This window comes from Raineyella fluvialis, assembly GCF_009646095.1.
Classification (GTDB): Bacteria; Actinomycetota; Actinomycetes; order Propionibacteriales; family Propionibacteriaceae; genus Raineyella; species Raineyella fluvialis.
In genome coordinates this window covers 2,376,832-2,398,981 of the sequence record NZ_CP045725.1, presented here as the reverse complement: position 1 = coordinate 2,398,981, position 22,150 = coordinate 2,376,832, and the positions used below count along the sequence as shown (strand labels likewise).

The following is a 22,150-nucleotide window of genomic DNA, read 5'->3' as shown; positions in this document are numbered from 1 at the left end:
GCTCCTAACCGCCCTGGACGGCGGTGACGATGTCGATGTGCTGCCCATCGGCCAGCGCCGTACGCGACCAGCTGCCGCGCGGGACGACGGCCCGGTCGACCGCGACCGCCACGCCGAGCCGGCCCCCGTCGAGGGGCTGCCCGTCGGGACCGAGTGGCCGGCCGAGGCGAGCCGCGACGAGATCGAGGACGGTCTCCCCGTCCCGCGGCGCGTACGCCTCCCCGTTGACGGTCGCGGTCATCGGGCTGCCTCCTCGGTGGAGCGCGTCGGGGCGGCGGATGCCGGGGCGAAGCGATACGGGTCGACGGCCGCCGCCGTCTCGGGTTCGATGTCCTTGCCGGCCACCAGGTCCGCTCCCAACCGGGCCCCCAGGGCGCTGAGCAGGATCCCGTGACGGAAGTAACCGGTGGACACGGTCAGACCGGGGGCGACCCGGCCGATCAGCGGGACATCATCCGGGGTGCCGGGGCGAGCCCGGGCCGTGACCTCGAGCAGCTCGCACTCCAGCACGCCGGGGACGAGTCGTTGGGCGTCCCGCAGCAATTGGTGGACCCCGCCGACGCTCGGGCCCGCCAGGCCGTCCTCGCGTGAGGTGGCGCCGATCACCAGGGTGCCGTCGTCACGGGGGACGAGGTAGACCGGCAGGCCGTGCACCAGTCCGCGGACCGTACGGGTCAGCAGCGGCCGGAGCCGCTCGGGCACCCGGACCCGCAGGATGTCCCCCCAGACCGGGCGCAGCGGCAGATCGAGCCCGTCCGGCAGCCCCTCGAGTTCTCCGGAGGCGAGACCGGCGGCGACGAGCACCTCGTCGGCTGCCAGGGTGGCGCCGTCGGCGAGACGTACGCCCCCGACGCGCCGCTCACCCTCGGCCTCATCGCGCCACCACACACCGGTGACCTGCTGCGTCACGACGGTGCCGCGGCGACCGATCACCTCGAGCAAGGCGTCCATGAGGCGCCGCGGGTCGACCTGGTGGTCGTCAGGGATCCGGACGGCACCGACCACCCCCGGTCCCAGGGCAGGCTCGAGAGCCCGAGCCGTCGAGGAGGAGATCTCGTCGAGGTCCATGCCGAGGCGCCGCTGGAGGACGGCGAGGTCGGCCAGCGCCTGCCGATCGGCGCGATCGGACGCACAGACGAGTGTCTCGGTGGTGAGATGACCGACGGGGCGCCCCACGGCCGACGCCACCCGGCCGGCGAGCCGGGGCCACACCATGGCGGCGGAGACCATCAGTCCGTAGAGCGTCGGCTGGTCCCAGACGACCTCAGAGACCGGCGCCAGCATCCCCGCGGCGGCGAAGCTCGCTCCGGACATGGGTTCGGGATCGCACACGGTGACGTCCCAGCCCGCCTCGAGGAGCTCCCAGGCGGTGGCGAGACCGATCACGCCGGCACCGACCACGACCACGGAGCGCGCGCCGCCCTCGCGTGGCGGGGAAACGGTGACGCTGTGCTCAACCATGAGCATTTCCTTTCCTACGGCGGCATGATCCGCATCAGGTTCAGCGGTCGGCACGAAGCCCTCTCAGCCCGCACGTCGTGGGGCTCCCGCGGAATTGCGCTCCTACTATAGGCCCGTGATGTCGACGCCGTCTCCCACCCAGTTGACCGACCCCTCGGTCCGGTCGCGCCGGGCCGCAGCCCTCGCCGCGGCCCGTTTGTACCTGTGCACGGATGCTCGCAGCGACCAGGGCGACCTGGAGGCGTTCCTCCATGCCGCCTATGAGGGCGGGGTGGACATCATCCAGCTCCGGGACAAGCGCCTGGAGGCGCGCGCAGAGATCGAGGCGCTCACAGTGCTGGGGCGGATCGCCGCCGAGCACGGCCGGATGTTCGCGGTGAACGACCGTGCGGACGTCGCTCTCCTGGTCGGTGCCGACGTCCTGCACGTCGGACAGGGCGACCTCACCACCGCACAGGCGCGCCGGGTTGTGGGGCCGGATGTGATGATCGGCCGCTCCACGCACAGCCTGGCGCAGGCACGGGAGGCCGCCGAGGACTCCGCCCTGGACTACTTCTGCGTCGGTCCCGTCTGGGAGACGCCGACCAAGCCGGGCCGTACGGCGGTGGGGCTGGATCTGGTGGCCGACGCCGCCGGGATCGGGGACAAGCCGTGGTTCGCCATCGGCGGGATCAATGTCGAGCAGGTGCCGCAGCTGCGGGCAGCCGGCGCGGGACGGATCGTGGTCGTCCGCGCCATCACCGAGGCCTCACGGCCCCGCGACGCGGCGACGATGCTGAGGAACGCGCTCGGCTGACGAGCGAGGCTCGGCTCAGTACCAGCCGTGTGCCGACTTGAAGGACCAGGCCTGGCACGGGGAGCCGTAGCGATCCTTCACGTAGCCCAGGCCCCAGCGAATCTGGGTGACGGGGTTCGTCCGCCAGTCGGCACCGGCCGAGGCCATCTTGGAGCCCGGGAGCGCCTGCGGGATGCCGTACGCCCCGGAGGAGGGGTTGGTCGCGCTCGGGTTCCACTCCGACTCGTGCATGATGATCTTGTCGTAGCACTGGAACTGTGCGTCGCCCCAGCCGAACTCCGCCTGGGCCACCTTCTGCGCGATGTCACGAGGAGCTCCCGAGTAGGAGCCCGCTCCCGACGCGGCCGCCTTGTCCGCGGCCGCCTTGTCCGCGGCCGCCTTGTCCGCGGCCGCCTTGTCCGCGGCCGCCTTGTCGGCGGCTGCCCGGGCGGCCTCATCGTCCATTGCCTGCCGGTTGCTGGCGACCGCGTCGGCGAGCTGCTGCTGGGCCATGGCCCGCTCGTCAGCGGCCTGGCTCAGCGCCGGGCGTTCCCGGTCACGTGTGACCTCGTTCCCACGTGCCGCGAGGTCGGCCGCATCGGGGGTCGCGGCCGTGGCGGCCGCTGCCGGCACGGCGTCGAGGGTGCTCTGGCTGTGCAGCACGAGGGGGGTGAGGGCGACAGCGGCGGCCAGGAAACCGGAGGCGGCGGTCATCAGCAGGGGGCACGACGTTCATTCATCGTGACCATACTGTGATATTTACCGAACCGTTATCAAATCGAGGCCGTTTCGTGCCGCACCATGACCCCCGCTCGTGACCTCAGAGGATGGGATCCTCCAGCATCTCGGTGACCAGGGCGGCGATCGGCGACCGTTCGGAGCGGTTCAGCTTCACATGGGCGAAGAGCGGGTGGCCCTTGAGCTTCTCGACCACTGCCACGACGCCGTCGTGGCGCCCGACCCGAAGGTTGTCGCGCTGGGCGACGTCATGGGTGAGGACGACGCGCGAGTTCTGGCCGACTCTGCTCAGTACGGTGAGCAGCACGTTGCGCTCCAGCGACTGGGCCTCGTCGACGATCACGAAGGCATCGTGGAGCGAGCGGCCGCGGATGTGGGTCAGCGGCAGCACCTCGAGGAGACCCCGCTCGAGCACCTCATCGATGACGTGGCGATGGGCGACTGCCCCGAGCGTGTCGAAGACCGCCTGGGCCCACGGCGCCATCTTCTCCCCTTCACTGCCCGGCAGGTAGCCCAACTCCTGACCACCCACGGCGTAGAGCGGCCGGAAGACGATCACCTTCTCATGCTGTTCACGCTCCAAGACGGCCTCCAGCCCGGCGCAGAGCGCCAGGGCGGACTTGCCGGTGCCGGCCCGTCCGCCGAGGGACACGATCCCGACGCTCGGATCGAGCAGCAGGTCGAGGGCGATCTTCTGCTCGGCGGAGCGACCGTGGATGCCGAACGCCTGAATCTCGGGGCGAACCAGCCGCACCTGCTTGCCCGGGGTCACCCGGCCGAGTGCTGTCGATCCGCCACCGAGCAGGACCAGGCCGGTGTGGCACGGCAGGTCCCGGGCGACCTCGAGATCGATCACCCCCTCCTCGTAGAGCCGTGACAACTCCCCGGGGGCCACCTCGATCTCCTGCATGCCGGTCCAGCCGGTGTCGGTGACGAGTTCGTTGCGGTACTCGTCCGCTTCCAGGCCGACGGCCGAGGCCTTCACCCGTAGCGGTAGGTCCTTCGAGACCAGGGTCACGTCCGCTCCCTCGGCCTGGTAGTTCATCGCGACGGCGAGGATCCGGGAGTCGTTGTCCCCCAGCCGGAAGCCGACCGGCAGACGCGCGGGGTCGGTGTGGTTGAGCTCGACGTGCAGCGTCCCACCCTGGTCATTGATGGCGACCGGGGCGTTGAGATGGCCGTGGAGCACGCGCAGGTCGTCCAGGAAGCGCAGGGCACTGCGGGCGAAGTACCCCAGCTCGGGATGATGGCGTTTGGCCTCCAACTCCGTGATCACCACGATCGGCACGACGACGTTGTGCTCCTCGAACCGGGAGAGGGCACGCGGATCACTGAGCAGAACCGAGGTGTCGATCACATACGTACGACGCCCGGCAGATCTGGTCTCCTGCACGATGCTTCCTTCCGGCACGGCCGCGCGTCATCGACACCGGCCATGCAGCTACGTGGATGGCCGGAATGCGGCGGTGCCTTCGGAAAGGTCCCGCATCGATGGTCCACAAGGGGTCATCAATGTTCCTTCCGTACGGATGGCTTCCCCTCCACCCGTATGAACAACCTAGCCACAGCCGACAAACGCATGCGGGACCCAGCCGGAGCGTCGCCCACAATTTCATCCGGCGTTAACACCCGGCTCACGAAGCGGACACCCGGCCGTTGCCGGGTCCGGGTTGACATGCCTCGGATCGGAACGAGGTCCGACCAAGATCAGTGGCCAGCGGTCAGCGCCCGTAACGGCGTTCCCGCTGGGCGTAGGCCCGCAGAGCCCGGATGAAGTCCACCTTGCGGAAATCTGGCCACAAAGCCTCGCAGAAGTAGAACTCGCTGTGCGCCGACTGCCACATCAGGAAGCCGGACAGCCGCTGTTCCCCAGAGGTGCGGATGATCAGGTCGGGATCCGGCTGACCAGCCGTGTAGAGGTGCTCCCCGATCTCGTCGATGTCCAAGGTCTCGGCGACCTCGCGGATCGTGCGACCCTCTTCGGCCTTCTCCCGCAAGAGGTCACGGACGGCGTCGCGCAACTCGTGACGGCCCCCGTAGGAGACCGCGACATTGATGTGCATCCCGTCCGACTCGGCCGTCGCCCGCTCGGCGGCTCGCAGGCGCCCGGCCACCGCGACCGGCAGCAGGTCCAGCGCCCCGACCGGCTGGACGCGCCAGCGCCCCGTGGCGGCCAGGTTCTCCACCAGATCGGCGATCACCTCCAGCAACGGCGCGAGCTCCTCGGCGGCCGCTCGGCGGAGGTTGTCGGTGGACAGCACCCACAGGGTGACGACGGGGATCCCGATCTCGTCGCACCACTCGACGAAGTCCTTGAGCTTGTCGGCGCCGGCACGATACCCGGCCACCAACGGCTGCCCCGGGGCGTTCGCCCGGGCCCATCGCCGGTTGCCGTCAGCCAGGACGGCGACGTGTTGGGGAAGGGCCGCGGGATCGAGCTCCGCTGTCAACCGGTGCTCATAGGTCGAGTACAGGAGCGTGGCAGGGTGCAGTCGATCGACGAGCTCACGGAGGCTGTCGAGTCGGGACATGGGTCAAGACTAACGACGTCCGTCGGGTCGTCCGCCGGGCGTCGGCTCCGAGTCCGCTACAGTAACTTACGCATCCGTAGCTTACGGACTCGTAGCCCCGAGGAGACCTGATGCCCGGCCCACGACTGACCCGACCCGACGACTTCGCCGGCCCGGTGAAGCCGCGGTTCCGCGGCTGGATCCACGCGGTGATGGCCCCGGTGATGCTCCTGATCGGCTTCGGCCTGCTGATCTGGACACCCACCGCGGGCCTGCGGGCCGCGGTGGTCGTCTACACGGTCTCGGCCCTGGAGTTGTTCGGATGCTCGGCGCTGTACCACCGGTTCTACTGGGGACCGGGCGCCACGACACTCTTGCGGCGGCTGGACCATTCGAACATCTTCGTCTTCATCGCCGGCACCTACACCCCACTGGGGGTGGCCATGCTGCACGGAGCCGATCGCCTGACCCTACTGTCCGTGGTCTGGGGGACGGCCGTGTGCGGGGTGCTGTTCCGCGTGTTCTGGCTGACCGCTCCCCGATGGCTCTACACGTTCCTGTACGTCGCCATGGGCTGGACGGCCATGTGGTGGCTGCCGGCCTTCTGGCGGGTCGGCGGGCCCGGCGTCGTCATCCTGATGCTCGCCGGTGGCCTCGTCTACACCGCGGGCGCCGTGGTCTATGCCCGCAAGCGCCCCGACCCGAGCCCGGCCTGGTTCGGCTATCACGAGATCTTCCACACAGCCACGGCCGTCGCCGCCATCTGCCACGCCGTCGCCATCGGTCTGGCGATCGCGGGCATCTGATCACTTCATGTGATGTGGGTTACATAGTGTGACCTAAGTCTCTAAGATTCTCCTCAGGCGCGGGATGCCCGGCCATGGTGGCCGAGGCCGCTCCTGCGAAGGGGGTTTCATCCATGTTCACCAACCTGATCCGCCGTGCCGGGGGCGCCGCCGTCATCGCCGTCGGCCTCGCTGTGGCCACGACGAGCGTCGCATCGGCCCATGAGTGCTACATCGCCAGCCGCTCCGCCCAGGGCAATGCCATGGCCGGCTCCAACTCACAGGCCTGGTACACCCTGGTGGTGGCCGACGCCATCCAGGGCGACGTGACCGCCGGACGCATCACCCAGACCCAGGCCAACTGCATCAAGTCCGCGTACGCGGCGACCGGCGCCCCGTCGTCCTTCACGATCCACGTGAAGGGGGTCACCGGGCAGGATGGCGTCCTGGCCGCCCACAACCCCAACGACGCCCTGATGACCAACGGCAAGGGTGTCGACCACGCCTTCGACGCGTACGGCGCCCAGATCTTCGGCAGCTACGCGCAGTGCGGCGTCAGCTTCTGACGCCACGGCACTGGTCACCGCCGCGACCACGATCGCCCGCCCCGGTATGGCCCGGGGCGGGCGATCGTGCGGTCTCGATCCGGCGTGGCCGGCCTACGCCGCGGCGTCCCGAGGCCGGCGGAGCACCACCACGGACCGCGCCGCGACGCTGAACTCGTCGCCGGGGACCATCGTCGGCAGGTCATCGACCGACACCGCCAGCCCGGTCCGGTCGCGACCGGTGTCGAGCTCCATCACCCAGCCTTCACGATGCCCCTCCGGCAGCGTGAAGGCGATCTTGTCGTCGTGGGCGTTGAACGCGACGAGGAACGAGTCGTCCACCACCTTCTCGCCGCGGGTGTCCGGCTCCGCAATGGCTTCCCCGTTGAGGAAGACCATCACCGACCGGGCGTGCGCCTTCACCCAGTCCTCGTCGGCCATGTGTTCTCCGGTCGGCTGGTACCAGGCGATCTCGCCGAGCGCACCCTCCGCCACGCGGCCGTCGCCCCCGCCGAGGAATCGGCGCCGGTGGAAGACCACGTGGTCGCGTCGCAGGGCGACCACCCGCCGTGCGAAGGTCAACAACTCCTTCTGGGTGTCCCCGAGCGACCAGTCGACCCAGGCCGTCTCGTTGTCCTGGCAGTAGACGTTGTTGTTGCCGCCCTGGGTGCGGCCCAGTTCGTCCCCATGGGCGATCATCGGCACCCCCTGGGACAGCAGCAGGGTCGTCAGGAAGTTGCGTTCCTGGCGAGCGCGCAGGGCGATGATGGCGGCGTCATCGGTCTCACCCTCGGCGCCGCAGTTCCAGGACCGGTTGTGGCTCTCGCCATCGGCTCCCCCCTCGCCGTTGGCCTCGTTGTGCTTCTCGTTGTACGACACCAGGTCGCGCAGGGTGAAGCCGTCATGGGCGACGACGAAGTTGATCGAGGCGATCGGCTTGCGACCCGAGTGCTCGTAGAGGTCGGAGGAGCCGGTGATCCGTGAGGCGAACTCCGCCAGGGTCGCCGGTTCGCCGCGCCAGAAGTCCCGGACAGTGTCGCGGTACTTACCGTTCCACTCGGTCCACAGGGGTGGGAAGTTGCCCACCTGGTAGCCGCCGTCGCCGACGTCCCAGGGCTCGGCGATCAGCTTCACCTGGCTGACGATCGGGTCCTGCTGGACCAGGTCGAAGAAGGCGGACAGGCGCGAGACCTCGTGGAACTGCCTCGCCAGCGACGAGGCCAGATCGAAGCGGAACCCGTCCACATGCATCTCGGTGACCCAGTAACGCAGCGAGTCCATGATCAGCTGCAAGACGTGCGGCTGACGCATCAGCAGACTGTTGCCGGTGCCCGTGGTGTCGAAGTAGTACGCCATGTCGTCGTCGACGAGGCGGTAGTAGTTCTTGTTGTCGATGCCGCGGAAGCACAGCGTCGGACCGAGGTGGTTGCCCTCGGCGGTGTGGTTGTAGACGACGTCAAGGATGACCTCGATGTTCGCCTCGTGCAGGGATCGCACCATGGCCTTGAACTCCTGGACCTGCTGGCCGTTCTGCCCGGTCGCGGAGTAGGCGTTGTGCGGGGCGAAGAACCCGATGGTGTTGTAGCCCCAGTAGTTGGACAGGCCCTTGGCGTTGAGATGGGGGTCCTGGACGAACTGGTGGACCGGCATGAGCTCGATCGCCGTGACGCCGAGGGATGTCAGGTGGTCGATCATCACCGGGTGGGCGATGGCGGCGTACGTGCCGCGGATCTCCTCGGGGATGTCGGGGTGGGTCTGTGTCAGGCCCTTGACGTGGGCCTCGTAGATGACGGAGTCGTGGTACTCGGTCTTCGGGTGGCGATCGTTACCCCAGTCGAAGAACGGGTTGACGACCACCGACAGCATGGTATGGCCCAGCGAGTCGTCGTCGTTGAACGCCTCGGGATCGTCGAAGCGATAGGAGAAGAGTGATTCGTCCCCGTCGATCTGGCCCACGATCGCCTTCGCGTACGGATCCAGGAGCAGTTTGCCGGGGTTGCACCGGTTGCCCTGCGCCGGATCGTACGGTCCGTGCACGCGGTAGCCGTAGAGCTGCCCGGGCTGGATGCCGGGAATGTAGACGTGATGGACGAAGCCATCGGACTCCGCCATCGGGATCCGGGTCTCCTCGCCCTTGTCGTCGATGAGGCACAACTCGACGTTGCCCGGCTCGGCGACCTGCGAGAACAGGGCGAAATTGACCCCGGCCCCGTCGTACGTCGCTCCGAGCGGATAACTGTGACCCGGCCAGACCTGCATGGAGTCCTCCTCGTAGATCCTCAATACCAGCGATGCGTCATACCGGTTGGGCGTCGTGGCGTGTCGGCTCAGACGAGCCGGCCGACCGTGTCGGCCAGCGCCATGCCCGCGAACCGCGGAGCCGAACGCATCAGCTGCGCCTGGGTCCGCACGGCCCGGTCCGCTCGGGCGTCGTACGACTCCTCCCCGGTCACCCGGGTGAGCTGGCGCAGCGCAGCCACCATAGCGGCCACCCCTGACGGCGTGGCGTTGTCGTCGAGGGCGCGGGGACGCATCCACAGGCCGCCGGCGTCGTCGGCGGTGTCCCACCAGCCCCCGTCGCCGGCCGAGAAATGGTCCTCGGCGGTCGCCACCAGGGCCTTGGCGTGGTCGGCCCAGGCGGTGTCCCCGGTCACCTCGGCGAGCAGCCCGAACGCCTCGGCCACCGCTCCGTGGTCGTCGAGGACCCCGGGCGCGTCGGACACGACACCGTCCCGGCTGACCCGCCGCAGGCGCCCGTCGACGACGTGCACGTCGCGGACGACCTCGGCGGCCCGCCGGGCGGCCATCAGCCATGCGGGGCGATCCAGCCACCGCGAGGCCCGCACGAGCCCTGCGATCATCCACCCGTTCCAGGACGCGACGACCTTGTCGTCGCGGCCCGGCTCGGCGCGATGCTCGCGCACCTCCCGCAGCACCGCCCGCGCCCGGTGATAGAGCCGTAGGCCGCCGGGACCGAACTCCTCCGGATCCAGCGGCAGCTGGAGTGTGGAGGCGTACCCCTCGAACGTCCCCGGGTCGGTGACCTGGAACATCCGTAGCGTGTCGCGGTAGTCGTCGTCGCCCATCACCTGCTGGATCTGGGCGGGGTTCCAGATGTAGTACTCGCCCTCGCTGGACTGACCCAGCGGATCCTGCGAATCCGCGTCGAGGCCGGCGGCGAAAGCGCCCTCGGGCGTGGTCATCTCCCGGACCAGCCAGTCGACCAGGTCGTCGGCCACCCGCGTGAAGAGCGCCTTCCGCGGCCCCTCGGCAAGCGTGGCCGCATGGGCGTAGGCCGGCAGCAGCAGCGCGTTGTCGTAGAGCATCTTCTCGAAGTGCGGCACCACCCACTGCGCGTCGACGCTGTAACGGTGGAATCCCCCGCCGATCTGGTCACAGATCCCGCCCCGGGCCATCGCCTCCAGGGAGTCGAGGGCCATGTCCGCGGCCTGCTCACGGACATGGCGGGGCAGGACAGGGGACTCGGCCATGCGGAGCAGTGCCTCGTGCACCATCGCGGTCGGGAACTTCGGTGCCTTGCCGAAACCACCGTGCACCGGGTCATACTCCGGCAGCAGGCGTTCCCAGGCAGTCTCGACGTCCTCGGTGCCGAGCGTGGCCGGGATCATCGCGGCGGTGAGGGCGGTCGCGTTCTCCACGTGGTCCACGACCTCGTGCGCCGACTGGATGATGCCCTCCCGCTGCTCGGCCCAGGCCCTGGCCACGGCCTCGAGCAGCTGACGAAGGCTCGGCAGGCCGTGGCGGGGCTCGGGCGGGTAGTAGGTGCCGGCCTGGAACGGCTCACCCTCAGGAGTGGCGAACACCGTCATCGGCCAGCCGCCCTGCCCGCTGAGGGCCTGGGTTGCGTTCATGTACAGCGCGTCGACGTCCGGGCGCTCCTCACGGTCCACCTTGACGGCGACGAAGTGCTCGTTGATGAACCGGGCGGTCTGCTCGTCCTCGAACGACTCATGCGCCATCACGTGGCACCAGTGGCAGGAGGCATAACCGACGGAGAGCAGGATCGGCACGCCGCGTCGACGGGCCTCCGCAAAGGCATCCGGACCCCAGGGCCACCAGTCCACCGGGTTACCCGCGTGCTGGAGCAGGTAGGGGCTGATCGCGCCGGCCAGTCTGTTCGCCATGCTGCCCAGCCTAACGGCGGGGGGTCGGCGAGGCCGATCTTCGCGAGTGTGCGGTGCGCCGCCGCGGTACCTCAGCGAGACAGCTCCCCCGCGCGCGCCCGACAGCCGCGCGGCGCCCGGCCTCCCGCCCGGCTCGGGCCCCGGCCTCGGACCAGCCCGACGGTCCGCGATCGTTGCCCCGCCACCGGCGCGGCCGCAAGCGATCGCACACCTGCTCGTGGAAGGCCCGCACCTGTTCCCGCTTGGCGGCCAGGACCACGGCGGTGCTCTGGACCTCACTCCCGGACGGTCCCCCCGCCGAGGTGCCGCGGGCGCCGGACGCCCCGGCGCCGGCCCCCGTTCGGGCGGCCCGGGTGGCCCGGGTCGCGGCCTCCTCGGTGCGTCGCCGGGACTCGGCCAGCCGCTCGCCGATCGAGACGATGAAACCCTCGTAGAAGGACGTCTTCGCGGTCGACCAGTGCACCGGCTGTTCCTCGACCCGGCGGCCGTCCCAGCGGTCGGTGGTCTCGTGCTTCCACGCCCCGGTGGCCATCCACCGCGCCGCGGAGGCAACCATCTGGGCGCGTAGCGACTCGTAGAGGGCGACCGTCATCGCGATGTCGGAGGGCATCCCGTGGGCGTACATCCGGGTGGAGTCGCGGGCGAGCAGGAACTCCACGTCGTTGGCCCGGGCGACCGCCATGAAGAGGGTGCAGTAGAGCCGCAGCCATCGTTGACCGGGCCGGCCGATGACGACGGCGGTCTCCTCCGGCAGCTCGGCCGCCTCAGCCGCCCCTCCGGACGCGAGATCGTGGGCCTGGAGCAGGGCGAGGTCGATGGCGTGCCGGGTGGCCAGCTCCTGGGCCCGGCTCATGAACGTCTCCGCCTCCGCGCGGTGCGTCGTCGCCTCCGCCTGGCGGAGGATGGCGGCGATCCGCTCGCGCCACACGAGTTGCTCCGGCGCCTCGTGGTCGGTCGCCAGGGCGAGACCCAGCAGCTTCGACTGGGTGGGAAAGCCCAGCAGGTCCAACGCGTGGATCATCCGCAGCCGGAACGACGCGCCGTGCGGGCCGCCCTCCTGCTTCCCGCCGACGACGACCAGGTGGTGGGCCAACTCGTGGACCACCACGATCCCGCGCAGCGCCCATCCGCCGCCGACCTCGGCCGTCGGCACGGCGATCTCCATCAGCTCCGAGCGATACTCGGCCCTGGTCGGCCCCTTGCGGGCACGGACCTCCACCCGGGGCACCCCGAGCCGGTCGCAGGCCGCCTCACAGAAGCGCGCCACCTCCTTGACGTCACGGAAGAGTGGATCCTGCTCGGGGATCCAGGTGGTGCCGTCGAGTCGTACGCTGCGGTCCTCCACCCAGCGGATCAGTCGGTCCTCGGCGGCGTACAGCTCCTCGGTCTCCTCGGCCCAGACCGCCGGATCGGGACCATGGACGTCCCTTCGTAGCGCCTCGAAACCCGCGCTGGTACCTGCGCTCATCGTTCGATCCCCCTGTGTCGCCATCGGGCCCAGACCCCCCAGGCCCGTTCCAGACCGGCCGGAACGCCCGGCACCGGTTCGTCATCCCGCCAGGACCCGTCAGGGTCGACCTCCGGCAGCCCTGCGACCAGGTCCCGCGCCTGTCGCAGGGTGGCCAGGTAGGTGTCGCGCTCGAAGACCAGCCGGCCGGGCAGCCCGCGGACCGGCTCCGCCGGCCCGACCCCACCGTTCTCCCAGCGGAAGTCCGACCAGGTGGCCTCCCGCTCCCCGACATCCACCGCGGCGGTCAACCAGCCGCAGGCAAGGTCGTCGTCGTACGGGCAGACGAGCAGCGGCACCCGACCGCGAGCCAGGTAGCGGACGGGGGCGAACCCGTCCGGCAGCCGCAGGTCCTGGGTGGCACCGGCGAGCTCCTCCAGCACGGGGCCCGTGCGGAGCAGCCACCAGGCCTGCAGCGGCGTGACGAGCCCGGCGCCGTGGGCCACCGCGGACTCCAACGGAGTGCCGTCGACCACCAGCGCCACGTAGTGCGCGATCGCGACGTCGCGTCCGCCGAAGCGGCCGGGGCGCCGCTCCGTCCGGACGGCCGGGCGCAGGGTCAGAGTGTTCGTCACGCCCGCCATTGTGCACAGCGGGTCAGACACTCACGGCACTACGGTGAGCGCATGAACCAACTGCCGGTATGGGACGGGCCCGTGCATGACATCCCCGAGGGGATCGACACGGTGGTGGAGGCGATGAACGGCACCCGGTTGTGCCTCCAGGTCTTCGGCGCGCCGGACGCCCCGCTGCAGCTCCACCTGGAGGGTCACGGTGCGCAGCTGATCAGTCTGTCCCGCGAGTTCTGCGTCGAGCTGGCCGGGCGGGGGTTCCGGGTGGTGCGGGTCGACAACCGCGACGCCGGCCGCTCGCAGAAGTTCCCCGGGCAGCAGTACGACCTCACGGCGATGGCGGACGACGTCGCGGGACTCATCGAGGTCTTCGGAGGGGAGCCGGCGACGATCTGCGGCCGCTCGATGGGCGGGATGGTCGCCCAGTTGGCCGCTCTGCGCCATCCCGGGCTCGTCGGGGCCCTGGGCCTGTTCTACACGGGCCCGCGGAGCCGCCGAGCCACCGGGACGACCCAACCGGCTCCCACGCCGACGTCTTCCGGGGAGGACGAGTGGGTCGAGGACTTCGTCAACGCCGTCCTGCCGCTGGGTGGCTCGCTCTACCCGTACGATCCGAACGCGCTGATCCGGCTCGGACACCGCCTGTATGCCCGCGACCACGATCCCGAGGGCGAGGCCCGCCAGGAGGCGGCGATGGCCGCCACCCCCGACTGGTCGACCGAACTCGGGCGGGTGGGAGTCCCCACCGCGATCCTGCACGGGGACGAGGACGAGGTCATCCCGCTCTCCGAGGCGGAGGACCTGCACCGCCTCATCCCGCACAGCACGATGCGGGTGCTGTGGGGGATGGGACACGGCCAGCCACCCCAGCTGGACACCGTCTTCGTGGACACGTGCGCCGACCTGGGGCGCCGGGCGGCCGGGTCCGGCCACGAGGGCTGAACCGGCGCGCCCGGCACCGACGACTCAGAGGACCTTGCTGAGGAAGTCCTGGGTCCGCGGATCGCGCGGCCGCTCGAAGATCTCCTCCGGAGTGCCCTCCTCCTTGATCACTCCGTCGGCCATGAAGAGCACCCGGTCGGCCACCTCGCGGGCGAAGCCCATCTCGTGGGTGACCAGCACCATCGTCATACCCTGTTCGGCGAGCGTACGGATCACCGCCAGCACCTCCCCGACCATCTCCGGGTCGAGGGCGCTGGTGGCCTCGTCGAAGAGCATGATGTCGGGCTTCATCGCCAGTGCCCGGGCGATGGCCACCCGCTGCTTCTGCCCGCCGGACAACTGGTCCGGGCGCGCGTCCACCTTCTCGGCCAGCCCGACCCGGGCCAGCAACGCCTTGGCCTGCTGACGAGCGTCCTCACGCGATGCCCGGCGCAGCTCGACCGGCGCGAGCATGACGTTCTCCAGCACCGACATGTGCGGGAACAGGTTGAAGTGCTGGAAGACCATCCCGATGTCCTGGCGGACGACGTCGAGGTCGGTGTCCTTCGACGTCAGGTCGTGGCCGTTCACCACGACGTGGCCGGAACTGACCTCCTCCAGCTTGTTCAGACAGCGCAGGAAGGTGGACTTGCCGGCGCCGGAGGGGCCGATGATCGCGACGACCTCGCCCTCCTTGATGGTCAGGTCGACGTCGTGGAGGACGTGGTTGTCACCGAAGGACTTGGCGAGGTCCTTGACCACGATGACGTCCTTGCGCTCGGCCAGCGGAACGCGGCCCTGCCCCGTGCCACCGGCTCCCCCGGTGGGCTGCTCTGTGCTGCTCACTTGTTGAACCTCTTGTCGACCGTGTTGGACGCGACGGTCAGCAGACCGATCACGATGAAGTAGATGACGCCGATGATCAGCCACATCTCGAACGAGCGGAAGTTCCGCGCGATGATCTGCTGGCCCATGTAGGTCAGCTCGGCCAGGCCGATGACGGCGAGCAGCGAGGTGTCCTTGAGGGTGATGATGAACTGGTTGATGAAGGAGGGCGTCATGATCTTGATCGCCTGCGGCAGTACGACCTTGGTCATGGACTTCATGTACGGCAGTCCGAGGGACCGCGCGGCCTCCATCTGACCCCTGTCGACGCCCTGGATGCCACCGCGGACGATCTCGGTCATGTACGCGCCGGCGTTCAGGCTGAGCGTCAGCACGCCGGCGGTGAGGGCGGTGAGCGTCACCCCGGTGACGGCCGGGATGCCGAAGTAGAAGAAGAACACCTGCACCAGCACCGGGGTGCCGCGGAAGATCCAGACGTAGACCGAGGCGATGGCGTTGAGCAGCGGGTTGCCGGAGACCTTGAGGAAGCCGAAGGCGATGCCGAGGACCATCGCGATGGCGATCGACAGGGCGGCCGCGGCGGCGGTGATCGCCAACCCCTTCATCAAGGTCGGGAACGTGTCGGCCAGCAGCGCGAAGAAGCCGGAGCGCTGGGTCGTGCCCTGGGCCCCGAGGTACTTCGCCAGGATCTGGTCGTACTGGCCGTTGGCGCGCAGGTTGGCCAGGCCCTGGTTGAAGGCCTCGATCAGTTCGGGGTCAGTGCCCTTGTTGACCGCGACGCCGTACGACCCGGCGGGGGCCTTGTCGCCGACCAGCTTCATCGGTGCGCCCTGCTGGATCGAGTAGGCCACCACCGGGTAGTCGTCCACGTACGCGGCGGAGCTGCCGGCGGTCACGTCGTTGACCATGTCGGCGGTCTGGGAGAACGCCACCGTGGTGAAGCCGTACTGCCCCTTGACCGAGTCGGCATAGTCGGCGCCGGCGGTGCCGGTCTTCACGGCGACACGCTTGCCCCGGAGGTCCTCCAGCTTTGCCACGGAGGATGCCTTTGGCGCGGCGAACTGCACGCCCGAGTCGTAGTACGCGTCGGAGAAGTCGAAGACCTTCTTGCGGGCGTCTGTGATCGACATGCCGGCCATCACGGCGTCCACCTGCTTGGACTGCAGCGCCTGCACCGCGGCGTCGAAGCCGAGGGAACGGATCTCCACGGAGAAGCCCTGGTCCTTCGCGACGGCACGCAACAGGTCCATGTCGATGCCGACCATCTCGCCGCTCTCGGAGCGGAACTCGAACGGGGCGAACGTGGTGTCGGTGCCGACGACATAGTGCTTGCCCTGCGCCGGCTTGTTGTTCGGGTTCGGCGCGGGGGTCGCGGCACGCGCGAACGGGGAGGCGAGCATGAGCAACAGCGACACCAGGGCCACCACAGCGGGAGCCCGGCGTTGCCGATCGAGGATGTGTCGCATTGATGTCCCATCTGGTTCGGACCACGTTCGTGGCGGCACCACGTTACGCTGGTCACACGGACCGAGGCACATCGCCCCGGCAACAGGCCGCAACCACACACCCGAGGAGGGGGTCCGGTGGCACGCATCGGCACCTCCGGTTGGAGCTACGACCACTGGGACGGCGTCCTGTACCCGCCGGGCACACCGGCCCGGGATCGGCTCGCCGCCTACGTCGCGGTCTTCGACACGGTGGAGCTCAATGCGAGCTTCTACCGCTGGCCACCGGACCGAACGTTCGCCTCCTGGCACCGGCGGCTGCCGGAGGGGTTCGCCATGACCGTCAAGGCACCCCGCGGACTGACCCACGCCAAACGGCTGGCCGAACCCGAGGCCTGGATCGAGCGGATCCGGCGGGGGCTGCACGAACTGGGCGACCGGCGCGGCGCGTTCCTGGTCCAACTGCATCCGGCCCACGAACGTGACGATGCCCGGTTGGGCTGGTTCCTGGGCCATCTGCCCGAGTGGCTCGACGTCGCCGTCGAATTCCGCCATCCGTCCTGGCTGGACGATCGGGTCTTCGACCTGCTAGCCAGGCATGGGGCGGCGTACGTGGTGATGAGCGGCGCACAGTTGCCGTGCGTGCTGCGGGCCACTTGCGAGCGTGTCTACGTACGCTTCCACGGCCCGGACCACGAGCACCTGTATGCGGGGTCGTACAGCGACGCCGATCTGGCCTGGTGGGCCGACCGTATCCGCGAATGGGAAGGCCAGGGCCGGCGGGTGTGGGGCTACTTCAACAACGACGGGGAGGGCAACGCCGTGCGCAACGCCCGCACCCTGCGGACCCTCCTGGGCTCTCAGGCCTGAGAGCCGCTCTCCCGCCGGTCCTCGGGTGCCTCGCCCGGGGCCTGGTCGGGACCGGGCCGCTCGGGCTCATCCTGCACCTCGGCCTCGGCGGCGCCCTCGGCGAGGTCCCGCTGGCGGAGCTCGTCGGCGTACGGGACGTCAATCTTCTTCAGCGACCGGAAGAGCAACAGCCCGATGGCCAGGACGGCCACCGCCAGGACACCGAAGATGATCACCTCCGCCGAGCTGCTCGCCGCGCCGCCGTTGACCTCCAGGGGAACCATGTTGCCGACCCTAGCCGACCTGGGGGCGGGCCAGCGCGATGCCGGCGAAGAGGTCGTCCTCCGGCACGGTGGAGTCCGTGTGGTTGATCACGAGCTGGTAGTCCTCCGTCGGCCAGGCGACCTTCTCGATATCGAGCGGGCAGGCGAACCAAGCCCCGTGGGGGTCGATCTGGGTGGCGTGGGCGAGCAGCGCGCGGTTGCGCACCTCGAAGTAGTCGGCGCACGGGACGCGGGTGGTGATCCGGGCCTGGTATGCCTCGTCCACCGGGTGGTGCGCCAGTCGCTCGTCGTACGCTCCCTCGAGGCCCTGCGCCTTCATGGCCTCGTTGAGACCGTGCCACCGCCCGGCGGTGAGGGTCATCTGGTAGTAGACCTTCGGCACCTGCCAGGCCGGGCCGAGTTCCGGGAGGTGGTCGGCCACGGCGGCCTGGCGGACGGCCTCCATCGTCACCCGATGGGTCTGGATGTGGTCCGGGTGGGGATAGCCGCCCCGCTCGTCGTAGGTGGTGACGACGTGGGGGCGGAGCCTGCGGATGATCTTCACCAGCGGCCGGGCGGCCTCGGCCGGGTCGAGGGTGGCGAAGGACCCGTCGGGCAGCGGAGGTAGCGGGTCGCCCTCGGGCAGCCCTGAGTCGCAGTAGCCGAGCCAGATCTGGTCGATGCCGAGGATGTCGCGGGCGGTGTCCATTTCACGACGGCGCACCTCGGGAAGGTTCGCGACGATCTCCGGGCGGTCCATCGCGGGATTGAGGACATCACCGAGCTCGCCGCCGGTGCAGGTCACCACGACGACGTCGACCCCCTCGGCCTCGTACTTCGCGGTGGTCGCGGCACCCTTGCTGGATTCGTCATCGGGGTGGGCATGGACGTGGAGCAGGCGTAGCCGCTGGCCGAGGGCGTCCACGCGCTGCGCCGGGGACCACCCCCCGACGCTCGGATGGTCCTCGCGAGGTTCCTGTGACTCGCTCATCGTCCTCCCTACCTCCCGATCACCACCTGCCTGGCAACGCTGTGAATCCTGCCACGATCACCCAACCTGCGAGCCCCTTCGGTCCGGCGGGGCGCGCGATGCGTCGCCGTCCGCCCCGAGGCGGACGGCGTGAGCCCCGGGACGGGCGGGGCAGAATGGTCCCGTGGCACGCACACGCATCCAGGCCCTGAGCGACGACCCGGCCGACATCGACCGGATCGCGCGACGCTACCCGGGTGGCGCTGGCCGCGCGGCGGTGCTGCGCCTCGTCCTCGCCGTGCTGATCGTGGTGGCCCTCGGCTGGTATCTCCAGGTCGCCCTTCGCAACTCCCAGCGTCCGCCGGTGGAGGCCACGCTGACCGCGCACTGGGTGGTGGATGACCAGCGGGCCGGTTTCACCCTCCAGGTCGCTCGCACCGATCCGAGCCGAGCCGCGGTCTGCACCGTCCGTGCGCAGGCCCAGAACTACGAGCACATCGGGGATGTCGACGTGCCCATCCCGCCCTCGACCCAGCAGGTGGTCACCGTCGACGGCACCCTGCGCACGGTCCGGCGTGCCGATGCCGTGTACGTCGAGGGGTGCCGTCTCACCTGAGCTCACCTGAGCAAGCTCTTGGACGGCTCGTGCCCGCCTCGGGTTCGGGCCCGGAGGGGTATTCCCGCGGTGGGCTAGACTGCGGGGATGGCAGAGAACGTTACCGACACCGTGTTCCTGACCCAGGCCGCCTTCGACAAGCTCACCGCGGATCTGGAGTCCCTCAAGGGCAACCGCGAGGCGATCTCGAAGAAGATCGCCCAGGCTCGCGAGGAGGGCGACCTGTCCGAGAACGCCGGCTATCACGCCGCGCGTGAGGAACAGGGCCAGCAGGAGGCCAAGATCACCGAGATCGAGCACATCCTGCGCACCGCCCAGGTCGGCGAAGGCCCGGCGAGCACGGACCGCGTGGGCGTCGGCACGGTCGTGACGGTCGCCTGGGACGGCGACGAGGACGACACGGAGTCCTTCTTCCTGGGCTCGCGCGAAAACGCGCAGCTGGATCCATCCCTGGCCGAGACGGATGTCTACAGCCCCCAGTCCCCGATCGGCCAGGCCGTGCTGGGTGCCCGGGTGGGCGAGGCGGTCGAGTTCGACACCCCCACCGGCGCCACCGCGAGCGTCACCATCCTCAACATCGAAGCACACTGAGCCCCCGGGCCCCGGCCATCCGCCGGGGCCCGCGCTCGTCAGGGACGTACGGCCGGATGCCTGTCATCATCCGGCCGTACGTTCGTCTGTGGGGGGACCAGACAGCCGCGGGGTCACGCGGACACGGGTCAGGCGGACGGGGCCTCCCCGACCTTCACCCCGGCATGTCCCATCACGACGCCGATGTCGAGGCGCGCCGAGCCGTTGCCCATCACGACCTGATCACCGGCCCCGGTGTGCCGGCCGGACCAGGTGATCCGGCCCAACTGGGCGTCGGCGGCGACCGTCACATTCGACTGGTCGCCCAGTTTCAGGGAGAGCTGACCCGACTCCACCCGGATCCTCGACCTCCCGGACCGGACGGTTCCGGCCATCTGGACGACCGCGGCCTGGAGCAGGGCGTCCTCGACCACCTCGAAGCCTTCGATGGTGGCGGAGCCTGCGGTGAGCCGGACCCGGCCCAGGGTCGGAATGTTGGAGAGGTGCAGGTTACCGGCGGTCACCTCGATGTCGAGGGTCAGGGCCGGATTGACCCGGATGAGGAGTTCGCCCTGGCCCTTGCGCCACAGCTCGTCAAGGCTGCGTGGCGGTGGCAGTAGCTTCACGCCGCCCAGGTGGGGAAGGAAATCCCCCTCGGCCGTGATCTCGATGACATCACCGTTGCGGCGAAGGACGTGCTCACCCGTGACGTGACAGGTGGTCACCGACGGGTCCACGACGATCCGCACCCTCTTGCCGGTGACCCGGACCGACACCCGCCCGACCCCGGGTGCGCGCCCCGACGCGCTGCCCTCGGTGCCGGCTTGCGGGTGAGCAGCACGGGGATGGGTACCGGTCGCCTCGGCGGCGGCATCGGCGGCCTTGACAGCGGCCTGGCGGGCCGTGCGGAACACATCGCGCAGGTAGTCCCCTGCGGACTGCCCGGCGGTCGCGGTCTGCGCCCAGCTCTCGGAACTGGACGGGCCGATGGGATCGCCGGGGCGCCGGTCGCGTCAGACGGACCGGTGGACGCGCTGTCGGAGGGCTGGGGAGAGGCGTCTTCGGGAGTGGCGGCTCGCGCTGCATCGGCCCGCTGGTCCTCGCCCGAGGGCGGTGCACTCCCCTGGAGCTCCTCGATCCGGCGACTGGCCTCCGCGGTGTCGATCCTGCCGGCGGCGAGGTCTGCCAGGATCCGGCTCAGGTCAGGCGTGTCCATGCGTCAACCATAGGAGCTGCGTCCCGGGCGTCCCACCCCGGCGGCGCCGAATCAGGGCCGGGTCAGGGTGCCACCTCGTGAGGCCTCAGGCCTTGCCGCGCCGGCGTCGCCGCAGGTCGAGGTCCGCGGTCGTCGGACGGGTGGGGTCGAGTTGCATATGCAGCGTCTCCGCCGTCCCGTCGCCGAGAGCGTTGCTGGCCACCACATCGTCGTACGTCAGGCGGAGGTCTCCCGCCGGGGCGAGACGGAGCCAGTCGCGGGCGCTCAGCGAGTCGGAGAAGACCTTGATGAACGCGACCACCGGGACGGCCACGACCGCACCCGCGATCCCACCCAGCGTCACCCCGATGGTGATGCCGAGCAGGATCGCCAGCGGGTGCAGGGAGACCGCCTTGCCGAGCAGCAGCGGGGCGAGCACGTTGCCCTCGAGCTGCTGGACGAGGATGACCACACCGAGCAGGATCAGCGCGGCGACCCAGCCCTTGGTGACCAGGGCGATGAGGACCCCGATGGTGCCGGCGACGACGGCACCGACGATCGGTACGAACGCGGCCAGGAAGGTCAGCGCGCCGATCGCCCCGGCCATCGGCACCTGCAGGGCGAGCGCACCGATGAGGATGCCGAGCGCGTCGACGAAGGCGACCAGCACGGTGGACCGTACGTAGTCCATCAGCGCCTTCCAGCCCAGCGTGGCGCCGCGGTCGACCGCTGGCCGGGCCCGCTTGGGCACGATCCGCAGGCACGAGGCCCACAGGAACCGACCGCTGTAGAGGAAGAAGAAGAGCGCGAACAGCGCGGTGAACGCCCCGGCGAAGAAGCTCGCCACCGACGAACCGAGCCCGGCCGCGACCCCGAGGATCTGCCCTGACCAGGACTGCAGCTTGTCCGGGACCTGCGAGGCCAACTGACCGAGGGCGCTCTGCACCTGGTCGGGGGCGAGCTGGAGGGGGCCGTCGCTCAGCCAGGCGATGAGCTTGACGATGCCGCCCTGGGATGAGCTCACCAGTGTCGGGGCCTGGGCGACGACCTGCAGGATGATCCCGGAGAGCACGCCCAGCACGATCACCAGCCCGACGACCAGGCTGAGGCCCGCAGCCAGCGCCCGGTTGACCCCGTGGCGGACCATCCAGGACTTCGGCGGCGTCAGCAGTGCGGCGAGCAGGACCGCCACCGCCAGGGGAACGGTGAGCCCGGAGAAATACCGCAGCACGTACCCGAGGGCGACGATCCCCACCCCGATCAGGAGCATCCGCCAGGTCCACGACGCCGCCACCCGGATCGGTGGTGGGACCGACTCGGCGGAGCCGAGCGACCTCTCGGCGATCTCGGGCGCGGCGAGGGGCGGGATCCCGTCCCTCCGTTGGCCCTGTGAAGCAGCGTCGGCGGCCCGAGGCCCGACGTCCTGTGCCGTCATGT

General features: G+C 69.9%; 22 protein-coding genes and 1 riboswitch. Of the genes, 7 read left to right on the top strand and 15 right to left on the bottom strand.

Features of this window, described 5'->3' with window-relative positions:
* Nucleotides 1–4: 4 nt before the first annotated feature.
* Nucleotides 5–241 carry a sulfur carrier protein ThiS gene (gene thiS / locus Rai3103_RS10955; RefSeq protein WP_153572640.1) on the bottom strand — a complete coding sequence of 79 codons (237 nt, stop codon included), beginning with the start codon at nt 239–241 and terminating at the stop codon, nt 5–7.
* Nucleotides 238–1,461, bottom strand: a complete 1,224-nt coding sequence (gene thiO / locus Rai3103_RS10950) for a glycine oxidase ThiO (protein ID WP_228488858.1) — start codon at nt 1,459–1,461, stop codon at nt 238–240. Before thiO ends, thiS begins: the two co-directional genes overlap by 4 nt.
* Nucleotides 1,455–1,561: riboswitch (TPP riboswitch) on the bottom strand. (Overlaps the previous gene by 7 nt.)
* 18 nt (nt 1,562–1,579) lie before the next feature.
* Here thiO and thiE point away from each other — a divergent pair.
* Nucleotides 1,580–2,257, top strand: coding sequence for a thiamine phosphate synthase (gene thiE / locus Rai3103_RS10945; RefSeq protein ID WP_153573716.1), 678 nt, complete (start codon nt 1,580–1,582; stop codon nt 2,255–2,257).
* A gap of 15 nt (nt 2,258–2,272) precedes the next feature.
* Here the strand turns inward: thiE and Rai3103_RS10940 are convergent, their stop codons facing one another.
* The 3 genes from Rai3103_RS10940 to Rai3103_RS10930 all read right to left on the bottom strand — a co-directional run bounded on the left by Rai3103_RS10940 (nt 2,273) and on the right by Rai3103_RS10930 (nt 5,505).
* On the bottom strand, nt 2,273–2,950 hold the full coding sequence (locus Rai3103_RS10940; protein WP_153572638.1) for an aggregation-promoting factor C-terminal-like domain-containing protein: 678 nt from the start codon (nt 2,948–2,950) through the stop codon (nt 2,273–2,275).
* Nucleotides 2,951–3,056: 106 nt separating this feature from the next.
* Nucleotides 3,057–4,367: a PhoH family protein gene (locus tag Rai3103_RS10935; protein WP_228488857.1), complete on the bottom strand. Its 1,311-nt coding sequence runs from the start codon at nt 4,365–4,367 to the stop codon at nt 3,057–3,059.
* Between the two features lie 328 nt (nt 4,368–4,695).
* Nucleotides 4,696–5,505 (bottom strand): isoprenyl transferase, encoded by an 810-nt coding sequence (locus Rai3103_RS10930; RefSeq protein ID WP_153572637.1) that lies wholly within the window; start codon nt 5,503–5,505, stop codon nt 4,696–4,698.
* 110 nt (nt 5,506–5,615) lie between these two features.
* Between Rai3103_RS10930 and trhA the strand changes: the two genes are divergently transcribed.
* Together trhA and Rai3103_RS10920 are read left to right on the top strand one after the other, a co-directional pair.
* Nucleotides 5,616–6,290, top strand: a complete 675-nt coding sequence (gene trhA / locus Rai3103_RS10925; RefSeq protein WP_153572636.1) for a PAQR family membrane homeostasis protein TrhA — start codon at nt 5,616–5,618, stop codon at nt 6,288–6,290.
* A gap of 113 nt (nt 6,291–6,403) precedes the next feature.
* Complete coding sequence (locus Rai3103_RS10920) at nt 6,404–6,835, top strand: hypothetical protein (RefSeq protein WP_153572635.1); 432 nt, start codon at nt 6,404–6,406, stop codon at nt 6,833–6,835.
* Nucleotides 6,836–6,928: 93 nt separating this feature from the next.
* Here the strand turns inward: Rai3103_RS10920 and glgX are convergent, their stop codons facing one another.
* The 4 genes from glgX to Rai3103_RS10900 all read right to left on the bottom strand — a co-directional run bounded on the left by glgX (nt 6,929) and on the right by Rai3103_RS10900 (nt 13,041).
* Nucleotides 6,929–9,073 (bottom strand): glycogen debranching protein GlgX, encoded by a 2,145-nt coding sequence (glgX, locus tag Rai3103_RS10915; protein WP_153572634.1) that lies wholly within the window; start codon nt 9,071–9,073, stop codon nt 6,929–6,931.
* Between the two features lie 68 nt (nt 9,074–9,141).
* The gene (locus Rai3103_RS10910) at nt 9,142–10,959 is read right to left on the bottom strand and encodes a thioredoxin domain-containing protein (protein ID WP_153572633.1); all 1,818 of its coding nucleotides are present in this window, start codon (nt 10,957–10,959) and stop codon (nt 9,142–9,144) included.
* A 10-nt stretch (nt 10,960–10,969) separates the two neighbouring features.
* Nucleotides 10,970–12,427 carry a DUF7168 domain-containing protein gene (locus Rai3103_RS10905; protein ID WP_194793098.1) on the bottom strand — a complete coding sequence of 486 codons (1,458 nt, stop codon included), beginning with the start codon at nt 12,425–12,427 and terminating at the stop codon, nt 10,970–10,972.
* Entirely contained in the window at nt 12,424–13,041 is a 618-nt protein-coding gene (locus Rai3103_RS10900) for a hypothetical protein (RefSeq protein WP_153572631.1), read from the bottom strand. Before Rai3103_RS10900 ends, Rai3103_RS10905 begins: the two co-directional genes overlap by 4 nt.
* A gap of 51 nt (nt 13,042–13,092) precedes the next feature.
* On the opposite strand from Rai3103_RS10900, the gene Rai3103_RS10895 reads away from it, so the two are divergent.
* Nucleotides 13,093–13,980, top strand: a complete 888-nt coding sequence (locus Rai3103_RS10895; RefSeq protein WP_153572630.1) for an alpha/beta fold hydrolase — start codon at nt 13,093–13,095, stop codon at nt 13,978–13,980.
* Between the two features lie 24 nt (nt 13,981–14,004).
* On the opposite strand, the gene Rai3103_RS10890 is transcribed toward Rai3103_RS10895, so the two are convergent.
* Nucleotides 14,005–14,745 (bottom strand): amino acid ABC transporter ATP-binding protein, encoded by a 741-nt coding sequence (locus Rai3103_RS10890; RefSeq protein WP_153573714.1) that lies wholly within the window; start codon nt 14,743–14,745, stop codon nt 14,005–14,007.
* 56 nt (nt 14,746–14,801) lie between these two features.
* Complete coding sequence (locus Rai3103_RS10885) at nt 14,802–16,271, bottom strand: amino acid ABC transporter substrate-binding protein/permease (protein WP_153572629.1); 1,470 nt, start codon at nt 16,269–16,271, stop codon at nt 14,802–14,804.
* Between the two features lie 117 nt (nt 16,272–16,388).
* Between Rai3103_RS10885 and Rai3103_RS10880 the strand changes: the two genes are divergently transcribed.
* Complete coding sequence (locus Rai3103_RS10880) at nt 16,389–17,120, top strand: DUF72 domain-containing protein (protein WP_153572628.1); 732 nt, start codon at nt 16,389–16,391, stop codon at nt 17,118–17,120.
* Here Rai3103_RS10880 and Rai3103_RS10875 read toward each other — a convergent pair.
* Together Rai3103_RS10875 and mca are read right to left on the bottom strand one after the other, a co-directional pair.
* On the bottom strand, nt 17,111–17,383 hold the full coding sequence (locus Rai3103_RS10875; RefSeq protein ID WP_153572627.1) for a hypothetical protein: 273 nt from the start codon (nt 17,381–17,383) through the stop codon (nt 17,111–17,113). The two genes, Rai3103_RS10880 and Rai3103_RS10875, sit on opposite strands and share 10 nt — an antisense overlap.
* A gap of 10 nt (nt 17,384–17,393) precedes the next feature.
* Nucleotides 17,394–18,353, bottom strand: a complete 960-nt coding sequence (mca, locus tag Rai3103_RS10870) for a mycothiol conjugate amidase Mca (RefSeq protein ID WP_153572626.1) — start codon at nt 18,351–18,353, stop codon at nt 17,394–17,396.
* 163 nt (nt 18,354–18,516) lie between these two features.
* On the opposite strand from mca, the gene Rai3103_RS10865 reads away from it, so the two are divergent.
* Together Rai3103_RS10865 and greA are read left to right on the top strand one after the other, a co-directional pair.
* Nucleotides 18,517–18,948, top strand: a complete 432-nt coding sequence (locus Rai3103_RS10865) for a DUF4307 domain-containing protein (protein ID WP_153572625.1) — start codon at nt 18,517–18,519, stop codon at nt 18,946–18,948.
* A gap of 87 nt (nt 18,949–19,035) precedes the next feature.
* Complete coding sequence (gene greA / locus Rai3103_RS10860) at nt 19,036–19,539, top strand: transcription elongation factor GreA (protein WP_153572624.1); 504 nt, start codon at nt 19,036–19,038, stop codon at nt 19,537–19,539.
* A 128-nt stretch (nt 19,540–19,667) separates the two neighbouring features.
* On the opposite strand, the gene Rai3103_RS10855 is transcribed toward greA, so the two are convergent.
* Nucleotides 19,668–20,432: a hypothetical protein gene (locus tag Rai3103_RS10855; protein ID WP_153572623.1), complete on the bottom strand. Its 765-nt coding sequence runs from the start codon at nt 20,430–20,432 to the stop codon at nt 19,668–19,670.
* A 387-nt stretch (nt 20,433–20,819) separates the two neighbouring features.
* Nucleotides 20,820–22,148, bottom strand: a complete 1,329-nt coding sequence (locus Rai3103_RS10850; RefSeq protein ID WP_153572622.1) for an AI-2E family transporter — start codon at nt 22,146–22,148, stop codon at nt 20,820–20,822.
* Between the last annotated feature and the right edge of the window lie 2 nt (nt 22,149–22,150).

Coding starts and splice junctions, on each gene's coding strand:
- thiE (WP_153573716.1), top strand. CDS start 1,580: ATGTCGACGCCGTCTCCCACCCAGTTGACCGACCCCTCGGTCCGGTCG.
- thiS (WP_153572640.1), bottom strand. CDS start 241: ATGACCGCGACCGTCAACGGGGAGGCGTACGCGCCGCGGGACGGGGAG.
- Rai3103_RS10910 (WP_153572633.1), bottom strand. CDS start 10,959: ATGGCGAACAGACTGGCCGGCGCGATCAGCCCCTACCTGCTCCAGCAC.
- trhA (WP_153572636.1), top strand. CDS start 5,616: ATGCCCGGCCCACGACTGACCCGACCCGACGACTTCGCCGGCCCGGTG.
- Rai3103_RS10885 (WP_153572629.1), bottom strand. CDS start 16,271: ATGCGACACATCCTCGATCGGCAACGCCGGGCTCCCGCTGTGGTGGCC.
- thiO (WP_228488858.1), bottom strand. CDS start 1,461: ATGGTTGAGCACAGCGTCACCGTTTCCCCGCCACGCGAGGGCGGCGCG.
- greA (WP_153572624.1), top strand. CDS start 19,036: ATGGCAGAGAACGTTACCGACACCGTGTTCCTGACCCAGGCCGCCTTC.
- glgX (WP_153572634.1), bottom strand. CDS start 9,073: ATGCAGGTCTGGCCGGGTCACAGTTATCCGCTCGGAGCGACGTACGAC.
- Rai3103_RS10875 (WP_153572627.1), bottom strand. CDS start 17,383: ATGGTTCCCCTGGAGGTCAACGGCGGCGCGGCGAGCAGCTCGGCGGAG.
- mca (WP_153572626.1), bottom strand. CDS start 18,353: ATGAGCGAGTCACAGGAACCTCGCGAGGACCATCCGAGCGTCGGGGGG.
- Rai3103_RS10940 (WP_153572638.1), bottom strand. CDS start 2,950: ATGACCGCCGCCTCCGGTTTCCTGGCCGCCGCTGTCGCCCTCACCCCC.
- Rai3103_RS10930 (WP_153572637.1), bottom strand. CDS start 5,505: ATGTCCCGACTCGACAGCCTCCGTGAGCTCGTCGATCGACTGCACCCT.
- Rai3103_RS10905 (WP_194793098.1), bottom strand. CDS start 12,427: ATGAGCGCAGGTACCAGCGCGGGTTTCGAGGCGCTACGAAGGGACGTC.
- Rai3103_RS10895 (WP_153572630.1), top strand. CDS start 13,093: ATGAACCAACTGCCGGTATGGGACGGGCCCGTGCATGACATCCCCGAG.
- Rai3103_RS10850 (WP_153572622.1), bottom strand. CDS start 22,148: ATGACGGCACAGGACGTCGGGCCTCGGGCCGCCGACGCTGCTTCACAG.
- Rai3103_RS10920 (WP_153572635.1), top strand. CDS start 6,404: ATGTTCACCAACCTGATCCGCCGTGCCGGGGGCGCCGCCGTCATCGCC.